We start from the raw sequence: 18,024 nt of genomic DNA on the forward strand, positions 1-18,024 counted from the left end.
GGTTCACTAAAAAAGCGCCGCCCGAAGACGACGCCTATTATCTTAACAGGATTTCGAATCTTTGTACATGAGAGAAGCCAGGAAATACATGACGAATTTTTTACGGTTTTGTGAAGGCTTTCTTGTAATTTTTCGTACTCGCGGATGCTGCGCTTCTCTCCGATGCCGGCGGCCACGATATCACTGCTTTTCTTCGACGCCGGCGCGCCAGGTTCCGACCGCCGTTTCCGGATTACTGTGAAAGAAATCATACACCTGCCGCGCGGAATACTCGTCCATCGACGGGCAGTCCCGGAGCTCCTCGAGCCCGGCCACGCGGATATGGTCAATGTCTCCGAACCGCCGCATAAGTGCCTTCTTCCGTACTTCACCGATTCCCTTGATGTCGTCGAGCAGCGAGCGGATCTGCTTCTGCTCCCGGAGCGAGCGGTGGTAGCTGATAGCGAAGCGGTGCACCTCGTCCTGGATGCGCGTCAGAAGCTTGAAGGCCTCGCTGTTCTCCGCGATCGGCAGCTCCTCGTCCTGGTACAGCAGCGCCCGCGTCCGGTGATGATCATCCTTCACCATACCGACGACCGTGATGCTCGTGATGCCGAGCGCCCGCAGTACCTCCTCGCAGACATGCACCTGTCCCTTGCCACCATCCATACAGATGAGATCCGGGAAGTTCGAGAAGGACCCGAGCTTATCATCCTTGCCGTCCCGCGCATTCGTCTGCATCTCCGAGAGGCCATGCTCGAAGCGGCGCGTCAGCATTTCCCGCATCGAACGGACGTCATCCGGCCCCTGGACGGACTGGATGCGGAACTTCCGGTAGTCGTTGTTCTTCGGCCGGCCGTTCTGGTAGACGACCATCGAGCCGACATTGAGCGCACCCATCGTATTCGAGATATCGTAGGACTCGATGCGAAGAGGAAGTCCAGGCAGTCCGATCAGTTTCTGAAGTTCTTCGAGGGCCCGGGCATTCTTCACATCCTGCTCGCGGTACTGCTGACGATAGCGGTTCATGAGGATACCGGCGTTCGTGATGGCGAGCTCGACGAGCTTCTCCTTCTTCCCGATCTGCGGGGTCACGATGTATACACGCTTCCCCTTCTCCCGGCTCAGCCACTGCTCCAGCACCGCCCTCTCCTCGAGCTCGGTCTGTACGAAGATCTCCCGCGGCACGAACGGGGTGCCGTCGTAGTACTGCTCGATGAAGTTCGTCAGGATGCTCTCGTCACTTTCCTCTGGGTCAATGTCGATGAACTGATGGTCACGGCCGATGATCTTCCCATCACGTACAAAAAAGATCTGAACGATGCAGTCCGCGAAGGAGCGGCGCATACCAATGATGTCCCGATCCTCGGCATCATAGGCCACGATCTTCTGCCGGTTCTGGATTGCCTCGATCGCCCGGATCAGATCCCGCATCTCGAGTGCCGTCTCGAAATCCAGGTTATCGGAAGCGCGCTGCATGCGGCGAGTCAGCTCCTTCACGATGTCCTCGTACTTTCCGTTCAGAAAGTCGATGGCTCGGTCCACCTGGAGCTTATAATCCGCCTGCGACTGCTTCCCGATGCACGGCCCGTCGCACTGGTGGATGTCATAGTACATGCACTTGTTCGCAAGCGGCGCATCCTCCGTAAACGACTTGTTGCAGTTCCGGATATGGAAGGTCTTCCGGATGAGCTCGATGACCTCATTGACCTGATCGTTCGACGCGTATGGACCGAAGTAACGGGCGCGGTCCTGGTACTGCTTCCGCACCTTCAGAATCCGCGGGTAGAGCTCGTTCGTCACCTTGATGTACGGATAGGTCTTGTCGTCCTTCAGCAGGGTGTTGTAGCGCGGCTTATGCTCCTTGATGAGATTATTCTCGAGCATCAGCGCCTCGAGCTCCGAATCGACGACGATGTACTCGAAGCGCTCCACCAGATGCACCATCTGCTGGATCTTCACGGATTTCTTATAGGATTTCTGGAAGTACTGCTTGACGCGGTTTTTCAGCACCTTCGCTTTGCCGACATAGATGATCTCATCCTTCGGGCCGTGCATGATATAGACGCCCGGGAGCGCCGGCAGCTTCTGGAGCTCCTCCTCGATATTAAACTTCGTATTATCTCTCATAGTGATGAAATAGCCGGTGGGTGCGCTTGGCGCGCCCACCGGCTTTTGATATTCATAATATTTTACAGTTTAGGCAGGGGACCCGGAGGGGGCGGCAACGGAGGCCATACGTAGAGACCGTGTGAAATCAAGCCGGGTCCCCTTAGCGGCACTTGGTACAATTTTCCTTAGCACCCTCTAGCAACGCTGAGTTTTCATCAAGAAAACTCAGCGATTGCAGAGGGCCTAGTGCCGCTTAGGGTCCCCGGCTTAGATTGAACCGGTCTCGGAGTACTGTGCCTCCGTTGCCGCTCCTCCGGGTCCCCTGCACTGAACTGCTACTACTATTTACTTCACGACGAAATTCAGGATCTTTCCAGGAACGAAGATCACCTTCACGATGTTCTTGCCCTCGAAGTACTTGCTTACCTGCTCGTTCGCCTTTGCAGCTGCGACGGCATCGTCCTGCGTCGCTTCTGCCGGGATGTCGATGTTGCCACGCACCTTACCGTTGATCTGGACACCCATGTTGATGACAGCATCCTTCGTCTTCGCCTCGTCGTACTCCGGCCATGAACTCAGGGTCAGAAGGCCCTCGCCGCCGATGGTCTCATAGATTTCCTCTGTGAGGTGCGGTGCAAACGGATGAAGGAGCTTGATGAAGGTGATGAGGTCATCACGGGTGATCGCACCGGCCTTTGTGTAGTCGTTGATGAGGGTCATCAGCGCAGCGATCGCGGTGTTGAACTTCATACGCTCGATATCCTCGGAGACCTTCTTGATGGTCTTGTGGGTCTTCGTCTCGAGGCTCGGATCCTCCTTCTCGAGGGTCGCGATGTCGGTGAGACCGGCCACACGGTCCAGGAAACGCTTCACGCCACGTACACCCTCCTCGCTCCATGGCGCAGCGGCGGTGTAGTCACTCATGAAGAGCACATAGGTACGAAGGGTATCCGCACCGTAGAGGTCCACGATGTTCAGCGGGTCGATGACATTGCCCTTTGACTTCGACATCTTCTCGCCATCTGGTCCGAGGATGAGGCCCTGGTAGGTACGCTTCGCGTATGGCTCCGGTGTCGGCACCTCCTTGATGTCATAGAGGAACTGATGCCAGAATCTCGAGTACAGAAGGTGACGCGTTACGTGCTCCATACCACCGTTGTAGTGGTCGACCGGCATCCAGTACTTGAGCTTGTCCGGATCTGCGAAGGCACGATCGTTGTGTGGATCACAGAAACGGAGGAAGTACCAGGAGGAACCAGCCCACTGCGGCATGGTATCGGTCTCACGCTTCGCCGCACCACCGCACTTCGGGCAGGTGCAGTTCACGAAGCTGTCGATCTTCGCCAGCGGGGACTGTCCATCGGTACCCGGCTCGAAGTTCTCGACATCCGGAAGGGTCAGCGGAAGCTCCTCCTCCGGAACGACCACGGTGCCACAGTTCGGGCAGTGAATGAGCGGAATCGGCTCACCCCAGTAGCGCTGACGGTTGAACGCCCAGTCCTTCATCTTATACTGTACGCCCTCGTGACCGATGCCACGCTCGGTGAGGACCTCGAGCATCTTGTGGATGGAATCCTTCTTGTTGGTGAAGCCATCGAGGAAGCCGGAGTTCACCATCTCACCGTCGCCGGTGTAGGCCTCCTTTGAGATATCGCCGCCCTTGATGACCTCGACGATCTCAACACCGAACTTCTTTGCGAAGTCGTAGTCACGCTGATCGTGTGCCGGTACGGCCATGATCGCACCGGTGCCGTAGCCCATCATGACATAGTCGGCGATGAAGATCGGGATCTGCTTACCGGTGATCGGGTTGATCGCGGACAGACCCTCGATGCGTACGCCGGTCTTCTCCTTCACGAGCTGTGTACGCTGGAACTCGGTCTTCTTCGCTGCCTCGTCACGGTAGTTCATGACCGCGTCCCAGTTCGTAATCTGATCCTTGTACTTATCGAGTATCGGATGCTCCGGAGCGACGACCATGAAGGTGACGCCATAGAGGGTATCACAACGGGTGGTATAGATCTCGAGCTTGTCATCGACGGCCTTTCCTGCCTGATCGGCGAGCTCGAAGTTGACGAACGCACCGGTGCTGCGGCCGATCCAGGACACCTGCTGCTGCTTGATGGACTCCGGATAATCGACATCATCGAGTCCCTTCAGGAGACGGTCCGCGTACTGTGTGATGCGGAGATACCATACGTCCTTCGAGAGCTGTACGACATCGCTGTGGCAGATGTCGCACTTACCGCCCTGGGAGTCCTCGTTCGAGAGAACGACCTTGCAGTGCGGGCAGTAGTTGACGAGGGTCTTCGCACGGAATACGAGATTATGCTCATAGAGCTTCTCAAAGATCCACTGGGTCCACTTGTAGTAATCCTCATGAGAGGTTGCGATCTCACGGCTCCAGTCGAAGGAGAAGCCGACCTTCTCCATCTGATCCTTGAAGTGCTGGATGTTCTTCTCCGTGATGATATGCGGGTGGGTGTTGGTCTTGATGGCATAGTTCTCTGCCGGCAGTCCGAAGGAGTCGAAGCCCATCGGGAAGAGGACGTTGTAGCCCTGCATTCTGCGCTTACGTGAGAGCACCTCGACGGAGGAGTATGCCTTGATATGACCGACGTGCATGCCGGCACCCGACGGGTATGGGAACTCGACGAGTCCGTACCACTTCGGCTTCTCGCTGAAGTCTACCGCCTTGAAGGCCTGGGCTTCTTCCCACTTCGCCTGCCACTTCGGTTCGATCTTTTTAAAATTATACTTCATAATCTGTATCCCCTTGTGATTCAGTTTCTTACGAATTAACGTTTATTCCACAAATTCCAATTATAACAGAAACCCGTGCCGCGTCAAAGGGCTCTTTCATAATGTATCATCATATGCGCTATAACTCAGTTTTCAGAAGACTCCGCAGCGGTCTCGATGGCGTTTGCAGCGTCCTCCTTCGACTGGGCGATGGATTCGAGGGCGGCGGCGCGGCTGGCGGCTTCGCTTTCCTCGGCGGCGCGACTCGCGTCGATGGCGGCCTGGGCGTCGGCGGCACGCTTCGCCTTTATCTGCTGATCTTCCTGGGCAGCCTGCTCATCACTCAGGTAGGCACTCCAGTCGTATTCGTTGCTGGCGTTCCAGATAATCCACTCGTCATAGCCGGCGTCGTAGACCGCCTGGATCTGCTGGCGGATCTCCGCTGCACCGTAGCGCTTGAAGCTCTTCAGCCAGCTGGCGGTGAAGCCCTGCAGCCACGGGCGCACGATCGCCTGATGCACGCCGTCGGTATAGTCGAGGGCGAGGTCCTTTCTGGAGGCATTGCACGCGCCGAGAATGGCCTTATATGGTTCGAGATCCGGGACCTCGAGACCGAAATTTCCGTTTCCATAGTGGGATGGGTAGATCATCGGACACATATAATCGACCGCACCGGCCATCACCGGGTAGTCCTGTCCGACTGAGACGGTATCGACGTAGGAGCCGATGATGGTTCCGAAGACGTCGGTAGACATAAATACATTTTTTGCTGCGAGGCGATCGGAGGCGAAGCGGACGAACTCGGTGATGATGTCCGTCTTATCCATGCCCTGGGTTTCCTCCTCCGGGTAGACGACGCCGTTCATGCCGCGTTCGGTACAGAAGCGGACGTAGTCGAACTGGATCTCGTCGAAGCCGGCGTCGGCGCACTGCTCCGCGACCTGGACCTTATACTCCCAGGCGTCGCGGTTATACGGGTCGACCCAGGCCATGCCGGAATTATCGGTGAACACGCTGCCGTCGGCGTTATGGTTCATCCACTCCGGCTTCACGGTCGCGAGGTAGGGGTCACGGAAGGTGACGATGCGGGCGATGGTGTAGATGCCATGCGCCTTCAGCGTCTTCATCAGGGACGGGAGGTCCGGGATGGTGTCTTCCTGAGATCCGATCTCGTCGATCAGCGGGGAGGACATCTGGTACTCGATGCGGCCCTTATCGCCGAGGATGTCGATCACGACGGCGTTTAGCTCGGTCTCATCGAGGTGCCCGACGATGTCCTGCATGCGCGAGGAACCGGCAGTGACTGCCGTAAGGTAGATTCCCTTGACGCGCGTTGCTGTTTTCTGTGGAAGCTTTTTCGTCCAGACCGCCGCTTCTGCTGCAGCGAGACTTTCTGCCTCTTTCATACTCTCCTTCTGTGCCAGGGATTCGGCGAATCTCGATTCCTCTTCGGATTCGGATTCATATTCCCGGAGCTCGTCGGATTTATTCACGTTATAGACCAGCGGGTTCTGCCGCTGACATCCGAGGAGCAGGACACAAAGGATGAGCAGGATGCTACTTAGCTTTTTCATATAAAACCTCAACGTTTTGCTCAAACTTTTGGGCTATTATACCACTTTCTCGGAAAACGGCAAATTTTTAGGGCTTCCGGCCTCCATTTACCGCTTTTTCCAGGGGGTCAGACCCCCTTCTAGCTAAATCCATGGAGCGTCGACCACTACGCGGGGGTCAGACCACTTGGCTTCTCTGATAACGCAAAAGCCGAAGTCCCGTGGGACTTCGGCTGAATGTCATGTATTACTGGAGGGAATCAGCGACGGCGTCCGCGAGGGCGTCGAGGGCTTCGGCGCTGAAGGAAGCAGACTTGATAGTGAGGGTGTCACCGATGTACGCGCAGTTCTTCAGGGTGTCAAACTCGGCCTTCAGGAGCTTGCCGGCGGTCGGCGCCCAGCTGCCGTTTTCGATGATGGAGATCTTCTTATTCTGTACGCTCAGGGCCTTCATGTCGGCGACGAGGTTTTCCATCTTCGGGAAGAGGCCGTTGTTGTAGGTGGTGGCGCCGAAGACGAGGTTCGTCACGCGGAAGCACTCGGCGATCATCACGGAGACGTCGGTCTTCGATACATCGTAAGCCTTGATGTTCTTTACGCCGCGGGCTGCAAGCTTCATGGTGAAGGCATTGATTACGGACTCGGTGTTGCCGTAGACAGAGTTGTAGAAGACAGCGACGGCCTTCTCTTCTGCCTCGTAGCGGGACCACTGATCATAGAGCTTCAGGATGAAGCTGAGGTCCTCACGCCAGATCGGTCCGTGCAGCGGGCAGAGCATCCGGATGTCGATGCCGGCGGCCTTCTTGAGAACATTCTGTACCTGCATACCGTACTTGCCGACGATGTTTGTGTAGTAGCGACGGGCATCCTCGACGAAGTCCTGTGCCTTATAATCCAGCTCATCCGCGAAGATGTTACCGTTGTTCGTGCCAAATACGCCGAAGGCGTCGGCGGAGAACAGGATGCCTTCCGTCGCATCATAGCTGAACATAACCTCTGGCCAGTGGACCATCGGAGCCATCACGAAGCTGAGCTGGTGCTTACCGAGGGAGAGGGTATCGCCCTCCTTCACGACGAGCTTCCGCTCCTCCGGGATCGTCAGCGCGAAGAACTGCGTGATCATCTGGAAGGTTTTTGCATTGCCCACGACCGTCGCCTGCGGGTACTTCTCGAGTGCCTCCGCGATGAGTGCGCAGTGATCCGGCTCCATGTGGTTCACGATGAGGTAGTCGAGTGCACGGCCATCGAGCGCCGCCGCCACGTTCTCGAAGAACTGCCGCGATACGGTCGCATCCGCGGTATCGAGGAGTGCGGTCTTCTCGTCCCGGATCACGTAAGCGTTATAGGTCACACCGCGATCCAGCGGGAAAATGTTCTCAAACAGATGCAGGCGACGATCCTCGACACCTACATAAACGACGTCATCTGTAATATTTCGAATAGAATACATGGCAGTCTCTCCTTTTATCGATGCTTCCAGCATCGAATTCGCAGAATTCAAATCGGAACATCGTCAAATCAATAACGATTATCGATTCGAAATTTAACACGTTTTTCGTTTCTTGTCTACACCAATCCGATATGTATGAAAACAAAATCATGACCTAAAAGAAAAGCCCGGAGCTTTCACTCCGGGCTTCTATCTTCTATTCGGTGGAGATTAGTCCTCAACCTTTACGATCTCACGCTTGTTGTAAGATCCGCAAGCCTTGCAGACTCTGTGAGGCATAACAAGAGCACCACACTTAGAACACTTAACAAGGTTCATCTTTCCCATCTTCCAGTTCGCTCTTCTAGAATCTCTGCGAGCCTTCGATGAATGATTCTTAGGACAAATTGACATATTTACACCTCCTTCGTCATACCGGGTAATTATATCCATACGGCTTTTTTATGTCAAGCAAAAACCTGGAAGGTTTTTACGATTGCACACTCGAATAAGGATACTACGAGATGCGCTGAAATGCAAGTAGAAATTTCAGAAATTCCGCGGGGGCAATGCTGTCACGAGTATGTATTTTCTCTTTGGTGATCATCTCCTTATCCCCGCTTCTGTCAAACCTATACATTTCGTATCAAAGAATGATCAGGAGCGTTGCCGTGATCAGTACGATGCTGATGACGATGGAAATGGAATTGACTGCACTGGCGAGTCCGAAGTCGCTTTTCATATCCGCCGTAAACGCAGGCGCTGCCGATGCGATGGGGCTTAAAGGCAGGATCGCCAGAACCTGACGGTATTCCAGTGGAAGCGGCATGAGAAAATACAGCGCTGCTGCCATGGCGATGGATATACTGTAGCGTACGGTCAGGATTTTCACTATTTTTCCTTTCTGGCTGGTGTCTCCGGAAATCTTAAATCCTACACCCATCATCAGCATGGCCAGAAACGCATTTGCTCCGGCCAGAATGCCTGAGAATGTGATCACAGGCGCAGGAAGGGACACGTGGATCAGGGACAGTACGGTCATCAAGACATAAGCGTCAAAGGGAACGGAGCGTACCAGCGTCTTTACGATCGGCATCAGGGAAAATTTCCCATCCCCTCCCTTTACCATTTTTGCCGCGCTGTAGGCGCCTCCCAGACAGATAAACGCATTTCCCGCATCAAAAAGACTGGTTGTGATCACGCCTGCGGATCCCAGGAAGCTCTGCGCAAAGGGCATGGTGAAATTTCCTATATTATAGCCAGAGGCATTTAACATAAAAAATGCCTTTTCCTCCCTGTCCTTTCCTGAGGTCAGATACGCGGCGGCCATAAGGATCAGTCCGCCTCCCAGCCCAATCACAGATAAGATCAGAAGCGAAACCTTTACATCCGCCCCTGAAAAATTAGATACAATCGCTGCGGGAAGGGTGATTTTTAAAACGATTTTTGAAAGCACATGAAAATCCTCTTCTTTAAAAAACCCCTTCTTTCGCAACAGATATCCCATAAAAATAATCGCAACAAAAGACGCTGCCTTTATCAGTATTTCAGCCATAAGGAATCTCCTTACCTTTTATTTTCTATTCTGCCTGCGCTGTAAGCCCACGTGCGCTCGGGGCATTATCCGCTTAAAAAAAGACCTGGACAACGTCCAGGTCTGAAAGGATGCGAAGATTACTGAGCCTCTACGAGACGAAGTGTATCTCTTGCGATCGCGAGCTCCTCGTTGGTCGGGATCAGGAAGACCTTGACCTTCGAATCGTCTGCAGAGATCAGAGCCTCCTTACCGCGTACGTTGTTACGCTCCGGATCGATCTTTGCTCCGATGAAGCTGAGGTACTCATCGATGATGATCTGACGGGAAAGCTTGTCGTTCTCGCCGACACCAGCGGTGAAGGCGATGGCATCTACACCGTTCATAGCTGCAGCGTATGCACCGATGTACTTCGCTACTCTGTAACGGAATGCGTCGAGTGCAACCTTAGCCATGTGGTTGCCTGCGTTCGCTGCGTTCTCAACATCACGGAAGTCAGAGGATACACCGCCGGAAAGGCCGAGTACACCGGACTTCTTGTTGAGGATGTTCAGAACCTCATCCACGGTCTTGTTCTCGTGGTTGCAGATGAACTGAACGACCGCCGGATCGATATCGCCGGAACGGGTACCCATGATCAGGCCCTCAAGAGGGGTGAGACCCATGGAAGTATCTACGCCCTTACCGCCGATGGAAGCAGAAACGGATGCACCGTTGCCGAGATGGCATACGATCACCTTTGCCTTCTCCGGATCGAGACCGCCGAACCTGATGGTCTCCTTCGATACGAATGCATGAGATGTACCGTGGAAGCCGTAACGACGGATGCCGTACTTCTCATAGTACTCGGTCGGGATTGCGTAGTAGTACGCCTTCTCCGGAAGGGTCATACCGAAGGTAGTATCAAATACAGCTACGTTTGGCTTGCCCGGAACGACCTTCTCGCATGCCTCGATACCCATGAGGTTTGCAGGGTTGTGCAGAGGGCCGAGATCGAAGCAGGAACGGATAACGTCCTTCACGTGCTCGTCTACGATGCAGGACTCTGTGATGTTTGGACCAGCATGGAGTACACGGTGTCCGATGGCACCGATCTCATCAACGGTCTTTACTACACCGTGCTCTGCATCGGTGAGTGCATCAAATACCAGCTTTACAGCGACGCTGTGATCCGGCATAGCGGACTCAATGACGAAATCCTCCTTGCCCGGTACCTTATGTGTGAGCTTACTGCCCTCGATGGCGATACGCTCGCAGAGACCCTTTGCAAGAACGGCCTCATTCTCCATATCGATGAGCTGATACTTGAGGGATGATGAACCACAGTTCAGTACAAGAATTTTCATGGGTATTACTCTCCTAAATGTTTATAATGATGATCTGCTGCAGTACCTGATACTCTACCAGGCACACGCAGCAGATAAAAGAAATCAAATCTTATCGATTACGCGTTCTGTGCCTGTACCGCAGTCATTGCTACGACGCCAACGATATCATCTGCAAAACAGCCACGGCTGAGGTCGTTCACCGGCATGCTGAGACCCTGAAGAACAGGACCGTAAGCACCCGCGTGCGCAAGTCTCTGAACGAGCTTGTAGCCGATGTTACCAGCCTCGAGGGACGGGAATACAAGTACGTTCGCATGGCCTGCAACCTTGCTGCCCGGAGCCTTGAGCTCTGCTACAGAAGGAACGAGTGCGGCATCGAGCTGAAGCTCACCGTCGAGGGCGATCTCCGGATGCTGCTCGTTTGCGATCTTGACAGCCTCTGCAACCTTGGTTACATCATCATGCTTTGCAGAACCCTTGGAGGAGTATGAAAGCATCGCAACCTTCGGCTCACGGCCGACGAAGGTCTGGAAGGACTGTGCGGAAAGGTACGCGATCTCCGCCAGCTTCTCGGAATCGAAATCGGTATTTACTGCGCAGTCAGCGAATACGAAGAGGCCGTTGCCGTCGATCTGCTCACCGAACTCACAGTTCGGAACCTCCATAAGGAAGAAACCGGAAACGGACTTGATGCCTGGCTTGGTCTTCAGAAGCTGAAGTGCCGGACGAATGGTGTTACCAGTGGAGTGGCATGCACCGGAAACGGCACCGTCTGCGTCACCGCACTTACACATAAGGCATGCATAGTACATGTAATCCTTCGTCATCTGCTCTTCTGCCTGCTCCGGGGTGAGGCCCTTCTTCGCACGAAGCTCGACGAACTTGTCGATGTACTTCTGACGGTTCGGATCTGTAAACGGATCAACGATGGTTGCACCAGTGAGGTCATAGCCTGCACCGTTCTTCTCGATCTCCTCTGGAGTACCGATAATCACGAGGTTCGCGATGCCCTCCTTTAAGATCTTCTCAGCAGCCTCGAATGTTCTCTTATCCATGGACTCTGGAAGAACGATGGTCTTCTTGTCTGCCTTTGCCTTCGCCTTGATTGTGTCAATAAATGCCATTTCAGATTTCTCCTCTCAATGCTATTTATACAATTTTACCAGTGGAAACCCACTGATTCATTCATGAAGGTACGCACGCGTGGTATGCGTGTATACAATTTGACATTGCTATTATACTCGATAAAAAGCGCTCTGCAATGCATGAGGAGCGCTTTTCGTGCACAAAATCACGGACATTCTGACAAGTTCATAACAAATCCGTCCTACGGCAGCGCCCTGTCGTCTCGAACGACTGCGTTTCAGTACTTCTCGAAACGGTCCAGGTCGACCACCATGATCGTCGCGCCGCCGATCTCGACCGGCATCGGCATCGTGGTGTAGGTGCCCATCGAGGTGCCGGAAACGTAAGGCATGTTCACCGTAATCTTCTGGCGCTTGCCGCACTGCTTCTTGATGAGCTCGATGCACTCGTCCACCATATCATCCTGGGTCGCGATCATCAGCGTCGAGTTGCCCTTCCGAAGGAAGCCACCCGTCGACGCCAGCTTCGTCACCTGGAAGTGATCCTTATTCAGTGCATCCATCACATCGTCTTCGTTATCGTTACGAACAATCGCATAAATCAGTTTCATACTGTACCTCTTTTCTGTCCTGCATAGCACGTATTTTGCCTTCTATTTTATCATAGCCGGGCGGCGTTTTCCACAAAACAAATGGGTTTCGTGGTGGATGAATGCACTGTTTTGACAGGGGCCGGCCCTCCGGCTCCCCCCCTTTGCGTATATTATCCGATCACCATGAATCGTCTTGTAAACTCATTTTCCAAGTGTACATCACTGTCGTACGGGTGGTAGATCAGCCGGTACAGGTCGGCGGCGTAGAGGTCACTGCGGAACATGAGCTCGGCGTGGCCGGCGCGTATGCTCATAAGGAGGTCCTCCGGGCTTTCGATGGTCTGTCGGTGAAACGCGTCGAGGGTGCGCTGGTAGCGCGCCGGGGAGGTGACAGCAGTTGTGGCGATGGCTGAAAGCAGCTCCTTCGCCTCCTTCCGCACGCCGAGTACACGCACGTACGGCATCGTTTCAGCCTCTCCGAAGTAGGCACCGCGGAGGGCGGCGTGGTCCTTCCGCTGGAGGTCGAGGAGGATATGGAGCAGCGCCCTCGAAATACGGCTGTAGGTGTAGTTCCGTGACTTCACAGCGGCGATGCGTTCACGGAAACGCATCCGCTCACGTACCTGTTTTCGGAGCGCGTCGGCGATCTCACGCGAGACGTCGAGGTAATCGCAGAGCACAGAATTCGCTTCCGGCGCCACGCTGTCGAGGTAGCTGAGCTGCAGCAGACGGTAGCTCAGCATATCGCTCAGCATGTCGAGCGTCGCGTAGCCCTGGTGCGCCGCGCCACGGATGCCACGGAGTGGCGGGGCCGAAAGCTCCGCTGTCGTCGTCCTGCTGCCCTCTTCCACCTCCTGTGAAGTGACACGCTCCGGGGCCGATTCTTCTTTCGCAGCCACACACGACAGCTCATTCTGCAGGATCGCGTCGCGGATCGAGTGGGCGCTCGGCAGACTCAGCTTTCGGCGAATGCAGGCGACCTCGAAGCAGTCACCCTGCCGTTTCACTGCTTTGATATACTCGAGTCCGAGCACGTCGTTGGACTGGAGATCAAATGCGCTTCGGTTCTCGAGCATCATCTCGAAGGCCTCCTCGTCATCACCGCTGAGGACGAGCTTCATCGCTTCTGCCCGCGCCTTCGGATAACTCATGCCGGAGGCCACACCGTCGCGGACGACAGCATTGAACTTCGCATGGGCGGTGGAGCCGGTGGAAAGCTCGAGGGTGGCCATCTGCTGGAGCTTCGCGAGGTCAGCGGATTCGGAGCCGAACACGAGCTGGTCCACGAAGCCGAGGGAACGCAGAACCGCGACACCACCGGCCGCGAAATCCTCTGCGCTGGAGGTCGAGAACATGACCGGGATCTGCACGACGAGGTCAACGCCATGCAGGAGTGCGTCCCGGGCGCGCTCGTACTTGTCGAAGATCGCCGGCTCGCCGCGCTGCACGAAATCGCCGGACATCGCGGCGACGATGACATCCGCATGGTACTCGGCGCGGATCTGATTGATCATGTACTGATGTCCCGCATGGAAGGGATTGTATTCGGTGATGATACCGACGACTTTTTTTCCGTTGATCATTGTGTCCTCACAGCCAGGATCCGAACGCTCTACAGCACTTTGCTTCCGGCAGAAGGCGGTCTCGGCAGTCCTGGTCATCTTTCATAATGTCGATTCGTGTTGAATCATCTGCATGATTCAGATACAAGACAAATATATCAAAAAAAGCGCACGACGGAAATCTCACTTTCCATCATGCGCATGAAATCATGTTTCGTTTCGAACCGCTCAGATGCTCATAAACATGAGCCGCTGATCAGTGCCTTAGTTCTTAAAGCTGTGGATCGGTGCCGGGATGCGTCCCTTACGGTTCACGAAGCCGGAGCAATCGAATGTGTTGACCGCCATGACCGGTGCGTGTCCGAGGAGGCCGCCGAAATCGACGTGGTCGCCGACCTTCTTGCCGATGGCCGGGATGACACGAACCGCGGTGGTTTTCTGGTTGACCATGCCGAGGGCTGCCTCGTCCGCGATGATACCGGAGATCGTGGTCGCCGGCGTGTCGCCCGGGATGGCGATCATATCGAGACCGACAGAGCATACGCAGGTCATCGCCTCGAGCTTCTCGATGTTGAGGGCACCTGCCTCGACGGCATTGATCATACCCTGATCCTCGGAAACCGGGATGAACGCGCCGCTGAGTCCGCCGACGGAGCTGGACGCCATGATACCGCCCTTCTTCACCTGGTCGTTCAGCATCGCCAGTGCGGCGGTCGTGCCCGGTGCACCGGTACGCTCGAGTCCCATCGCCTCCAGGATGTCAGAAACCGAATCACCGATGGCTGGCGTCGGTGCGAGGGAGAGGTCAATGATGCCGAACGGAACACCGAGCTTACGGCTCGCCTCCTTCGCTACCAGCTGGCCTACGCGGGTGATCTTAAACGCGGTCTTCTTGATGAGCTCGGACAACTCCTCGAAGTCAAGGCCCTCCGCGTGCTGCAGTGCATCACGTACGACGCCCGGTCCAGAAACACCGACGTTCAGGATACAGTCTGCCTCGGAAACGCCATGGAAGGCGCCGGCCATGAACGGGTTGTCATCCGGTGCGTTACAGAAAACGACAAGCTTCGAGCAGGCGCTCGAGTCGGTGTCGGCGGTACGCTCGGCCGCCTCACGGATCATCTCACCCATAAGACGAACGGCGTCCATATTGATACCGGTCTTCGTGGAGCCGAGGTTGACGCTGGAGCAGACGATGTCGGTCTCGGCGAGCGCCTGTGGGATCGCACGCATCAGCATCTCATCCGCCGGGGTCATGCCCTTCTGGCAGATGGCAGAGAAACCGCCGAGGAAATTGACCCCGACTGCCTTCGCTGCCTTGTCAAGGGTATGGGCGACCTTCACGAAATCCGCAGAGGACTTGCAGGCACTGCCGGCCGCGATCGCAATCGGCGTGACGGAGATACGCTTGTTGACGATCGGCACACTGTACTCGCGGCTGATCTCCTCTCCTGTCTTCACAAGGTCACGCGCATAGCGGGTGATTTTCTTATAGATGTTGTCACAGAAGGTGTCGACATCACCAGCTGCACAGTCGAGAAGACTGATTCCCATGGTGATCGTACGGACATCGAGGTTATTATGTTCGATCATATTGTTGGTCTCCGCGACCTCCAGGACATTGACCGCATCAAAAGAGCTTGCCATTCTGATTCTCCTTTTCGTTTATGATAAAGTCTCGTGCGCTTCGCTGGCTGCCTTGGGCCTGAGATGGACCCTGCGGCAGTTCCTTCGGAACGCAATCACAGATTGCGCCATTTACGGTCGATGTTTGTCGAAACAAACATCTCCCTCAAATTCTATGCATCATCGTGAAGATCTCTTCGAGCTGCATCTTGATATCGACGCCGATCTGATCCTTACCATACTGTGCGATCTCGGCAGCGACGGTGTCGAAGCTCTCCGTAGAGTTCGACACATCCACGATCATCATCATGTTAAAGAATCCGCCGGTGATGGTCTGTGAGATATCGAGGATGTTGATGTTCTTCTCGGAAAGGAAGGTACAAACCTTCGCAATGATGCCGACGGTGTCCTTACCAACTACGGTGATAATCGCTTTTTTCATAGAGCCTCCTCTTATGCCTGCTGCCGGGTGCCAGCGCCGCCTCGGTTTCTGCATACATACTACATTTACATGTTTATATGCGGGATAAAATCCCCGTATATGTATAGAACATGTCTGTTCCATGCTTTCTTAATATCTAAGCATTTAAAAAAGTAAAACGCAACCTGTTTTCCGCTTCGTCTATGAAAAAAACCATGCGTAAATCGCGCTTCTCATGTCCATAAATGCTAAAAAGGACAGGGTGACCCTGTCCTCGATAGCCCGTACTTATGGCAGTCATTCTATGATTTTATATTAGTGTAAGCTGCAGTTTTACCAGTTTATGGGGTCTGACCCCATTACGAAATTCTTAAGATGGCCGGGGTCTACAGTTCGATGATGTCCGAGATGCGGTCGCGCTGCGCGACGCTGATGTCGAAATCGCCGGCGCGGTAGTCGGAGTCTGATCCGTCGATCTCCTGCTGTACGGTTTTCAGCGCGAGCTCCGGGAGGTTGTTCTCCTTACTGAGATGCCCGAGAAAGACATGCTTCACATGCGGATTCAGGATGCGGTCGATGAGATGCCCGGAGCTTTCGTTACTGAGGTGGCCATGGTCACTCAGGATCCGGCGCTTCAGGGACATCGGATACGGGCCCGTGCTCAGCATGCGGACATCGTGGTTCGCTTCGACCACCATCGCGTCGAGATTTTCAAGATGCGATACGATGTAATCGTCGTAGTGCCCCATGTCGGTGGCGATGGCGACACGCTTCTCGCCCGCCTCGATACGGTAGCCGACCGGATCCGCTGCGTCATGATCGATGGAAAACGGGATTACGCTAAGGTCGCCGACGGTGGTCACAGCATCCGGAAGGATCGGCTGCAGCAGATCCGTCGCGAAATCACCGAGCGTACGATTCAGCATCACCTCACGAAGCGTGCCCAGCGTGCCGTAGATCGGAATCTGGTATTTACGGGATATCGTACCGACGGCACGGATATGATCGATGTGTTCATGCGTGAGGAAAATCGCCTGCACATCCGAAAGCTCGAGGTCCAGCGCGTGGAGTCCCTGATTGACAGCCTTCATCGTCACCCCCACATCCACCAGCACATGCGTATGGTCCGTGCCGATGTAGCTGCTGTTCCCGCTGGAGCCACTGGCGATACTCGTAAATCTCATAAAATGCTTCTTGCCTTTCCTTTGTTATCTCTACGAATCCGGGCATGGTGGGCGCGGCCCACTCAATGCACAGTACAGACCCCGGTGAAATGTCCGTGGCCGCTATGACAATCTCTGTCTATCTGCCACGGACATTTCGCCGGAACCTGTTCTTTGCATTCGCAAGCCTTGCGCCCGCCATGCCCCGGATTCGCTGCTACGTTTCATATTACCCTTCGTGTAAATGCTCCCTGATCGTCGTTTCTGTCTCTTCGCGGCTTCCTGAGTTATCAATCACGAAATCTGCCATCGCAGCGTACTCGTCGTCCGGAATCTGGGCGTGGATCATCGCGCGGGCTTTCTCTTCGGAGTAGCCACGGGTTTCCATGAGGCGGGCGATACGCACAGCTTCCTCGGTATAGACGAACCATACCTCGTCGCAGAGCTCCACGAAATGGGCGATCGGAAGTGCTGTTTCGACGACGATGTCCGCCCCGCTCTTCCGCGCCGTGCGCACCTGCGCATCGACGTATTTCCAGACTGCCGGGTGGACGATGCTGTCGACCTGTGACCGCAGCTTCTGTTTTCCGACACCGTAGATTCTCGACGCGAAAACCGGCAGATCGACACTGCCGTCGGCCCGCTCGATATCCGCACCGAGCAGCGCCTTAAGTGCCTCAAACACTGGATCTCCATGGACATAAAACGACTTCGCAATGTCGTCCGTCCGGTACGCTGTAAACTGATACTCCTGCGTGAGAACGTCCAGCACACTGGATTTCCCCGCACCGACGCCTCCGATCACTCCGATCACCATTGATTTCCTTTCAGTTTATGGGGTCTGACCCCAATGTCGTCAACTTAACATTTAGATCCACGCGAAAGCGTGGGTCTTAT

General features: G+C 54.8%; 14 protein-coding genes. All 14 read right to left on the minus strand.

The window, feature by feature from the left end:
- Positions 1 to 180: 180 nt before the first annotated feature.
- The gene (gene uvrC / locus ACK8P7_RS09285; protein ID WP_410043931.1) at positions 181 to 2,109 is read right to left on the minus strand and encodes an excinuclease ABC subunit UvrC; all 1,929 of its coding nucleotides are present in this window, start codon (positions 2,107 to 2,109) and stop codon (positions 181 to 183) included.
- Between the two features lie 327 nt (positions 2,110 to 2,436).
- Positions 2,437 to 4,854, minus strand: a complete 2,418-nt coding sequence (gene leuS, locus ACK8P7_RS09290) for a leucine--tRNA ligase (RefSeq protein ID WP_410043932.1) — start codon at positions 4,852 to 4,854, stop codon at positions 2,437 to 2,439.
- Positions 4,855 to 4,979: 125 nt separating this feature from the next.
- On the minus strand, positions 4,980 to 6,407 hold the full coding sequence (locus tag ACK8P7_RS09295) for a putative glycoside hydrolase (RefSeq protein ID WP_410043933.1): 1,428 nt from the start codon (positions 6,405 to 6,407) through the stop codon (positions 4,980 to 4,982).
- A gap of 226 nt (positions 6,408 to 6,633) precedes the next feature.
- Positions 6,634 to 7,836, minus strand: a complete 1,203-nt coding sequence (locus ACK8P7_RS09300) for an FprA family A-type flavoprotein (RefSeq protein ID WP_410043934.1) — start codon at positions 7,834 to 7,836, stop codon at positions 6,634 to 6,636.
- Positions 7,837 to 8,046: 210 nt separating this feature from the next.
- The gene (gene rpmF / locus ACK8P7_RS09305) at positions 8,047 to 8,229 is read right to left on the minus strand and encodes a 50S ribosomal protein L32 (RefSeq protein ID WP_029200168.1); all 183 of its coding nucleotides are present in this window, start codon (positions 8,227 to 8,229) and stop codon (positions 8,047 to 8,049) included.
- Between the two features lie 232 nt (positions 8,230 to 8,461).
- Positions 8,462 to 9,370: an AEC family transporter gene (locus ACK8P7_RS09310; RefSeq protein WP_410043935.1), complete on the minus strand. Its 909-nt coding sequence runs from the start codon at positions 9,368 to 9,370 to the stop codon at positions 8,462 to 8,464.
- A gap of 119 nt (positions 9,371 to 9,489) precedes the next feature.
- Positions 9,490 to 10,695 (minus strand): acetate kinase, encoded by a 1,206-nt coding sequence (locus ACK8P7_RS09315; RefSeq protein WP_410043936.1) that lies wholly within the window; start codon positions 10,693 to 10,695, stop codon positions 9,490 to 9,492.
- A 98-nt stretch (positions 10,696 to 10,793) separates the two neighbouring features.
- A complete protein-coding gene (pta, locus tag ACK8P7_RS09320; RefSeq protein ID WP_410043937.1) occupies positions 10,794 to 11,801 on the minus strand; it encodes a phosphate acetyltransferase in 1,008 nt (335 codons plus the stop codon).
- Positions 11,802 to 12,040: 239 nt separating this feature from the next.
- Complete coding sequence (locus ACK8P7_RS09325) at positions 12,041 to 12,373, minus strand: cyclic-di-AMP receptor (RefSeq protein WP_410043938.1); 333 nt, start codon at positions 12,371 to 12,373, stop codon at positions 12,041 to 12,043.
- 152 nt (positions 12,374 to 12,525) lie between these two features.
- Positions 12,526 to 14,016, minus strand: coding sequence for a nucleotidyltransferase family protein (locus ACK8P7_RS09330; RefSeq protein WP_410043939.1), 1,491 nt, complete (start codon positions 14,014 to 14,016; stop codon positions 12,526 to 12,528).
- A 165-nt stretch (positions 14,017 to 14,181) separates the two neighbouring features.
- Positions 14,182 to 15,564, minus strand: coding sequence for a PFL family protein (locus tag ACK8P7_RS09335; protein ID WP_410043940.1), 1,383 nt, complete (start codon positions 15,562 to 15,564; stop codon positions 14,182 to 14,184).
- Between the two features lie 145 nt (positions 15,565 to 15,709).
- Positions 15,710 to 15,985 carry an ACT domain-containing protein gene (locus tag ACK8P7_RS09340; protein ID WP_410043941.1) on the minus strand — a complete coding sequence of 92 codons (276 nt, stop codon included), beginning with the start codon at positions 15,983 to 15,985 and terminating at the stop codon, positions 15,710 to 15,712.
- Positions 15,986 to 16,350: 365 nt separating this feature from the next.
- Complete coding sequence (locus ACK8P7_RS09345) at positions 16,351 to 17,148, minus strand: MBL fold metallo-hydrolase (RefSeq protein ID WP_410043942.1); 798 nt, start codon at positions 17,146 to 17,148, stop codon at positions 16,351 to 16,353.
- Between the two features lie 208 nt (positions 17,149 to 17,356).
- On the minus strand, positions 17,357 to 17,944 hold the full coding sequence (gene coaE, locus ACK8P7_RS09350) for a dephospho-CoA kinase (RefSeq protein WP_410043943.1): 588 nt from the start codon (positions 17,942 to 17,944) through the stop codon (positions 17,357 to 17,359).
- Positions 17,945 to 18,024 lie beyond the last annotated feature (80 nt).

It is taken from the genome of Oribacterium sp. P9 (assembly GCF_046365365.1).
Lineage (GTDB): Bacteria > Bacillota > Clostridia > Lachnospirales > Lachnospiraceae > Oribacterium.

Excerpts from the sequence above, each read along its gene's own strand:
- uvrC (WP_410043931.1), bottom strand. The coding sequence starts at position 2,109 with ATGAGAGATAATACGAAGTTTAATATCGAGGAGGAGCTCCAGAAGCTG.
- leuS (WP_410043932.1), bottom strand. The coding sequence starts at position 4,854 with ATGAAGTATAATTTTAAAAAGATCGAACCGAAGTGGCAGGCGAAGTGG.
- ACK8P7_RS09295 (WP_410043933.1), bottom strand. The coding sequence starts at position 6,407 with ATGAAAAAGCTAAGTAGCATCCTGCTCATCCTTTGTGTCCTGCTCCTC.
- ACK8P7_RS09300 (WP_410043934.1), bottom strand. The coding sequence starts at position 7,836 with ATGTATTCTATTCGAAATATTACAGATGACGTCGTTTATGTAGGTGTC.
- rpmF (WP_029200168.1), bottom strand. The coding sequence starts at position 8,229 with ATGTCAATTTGTCCTAAGAATCATTCATCGAAGGCTCGCAGAGATTCT.
- ACK8P7_RS09310 (WP_410043935.1), bottom strand. The coding sequence starts at position 9,370 with ATGGCTGAAATACTGATAAAGGCAGCGTCTTTTGTTGCGATTATTTTT.
- ACK8P7_RS09315 (WP_410043936.1), bottom strand. The coding sequence starts at position 10,695 with ATGAAAATTCTTGTACTGAACTGTGGTTCATCATCCCTCAAGTATCAG.
- pta (WP_410043937.1), bottom strand. The coding sequence starts at position 11,801 with ATGGCATTTATTGACACAATCAAGGCGAAGGCAAAGGCAGACAAGAAG.
- ACK8P7_RS09325 (WP_410043938.1), bottom strand. The coding sequence starts at position 12,373 with ATGAAACTGATTTATGCGATTGTTCGTAACGATAACGAAGACGATGTG.
- ACK8P7_RS09330 (WP_410043939.1), bottom strand. The coding sequence starts at position 14,016 with ATGACCAGGACTGCCGAGACCGCCTTCTGCCGGAAGCAAAGTGCTGTA.
- ACK8P7_RS09335 (WP_410043940.1), bottom strand. The coding sequence starts at position 15,564 with ATGGCAAGCTCTTTTGATGCGGTCAATGTCCTGGAGGTCGCGGAGACC.
- ACK8P7_RS09340 (WP_410043941.1), bottom strand. The coding sequence starts at position 15,985 with ATGAAAAAAGCGATTATCACCGTAGTTGGTAAGGACACCGTCGGCATC.
- ACK8P7_RS09345 (WP_410043942.1), bottom strand. The coding sequence starts at position 17,148 with ATGAGATTTACGAGTATCGCCAGTGGCTCCAGCGGGAACAGCAGCTAC.
- coaE (WP_410043943.1), bottom strand. The coding sequence starts at position 17,944 with ATGGTGATCGGAGTGATCGGAGGCGTCGGTGCGGGGAAATCCAGTGTG.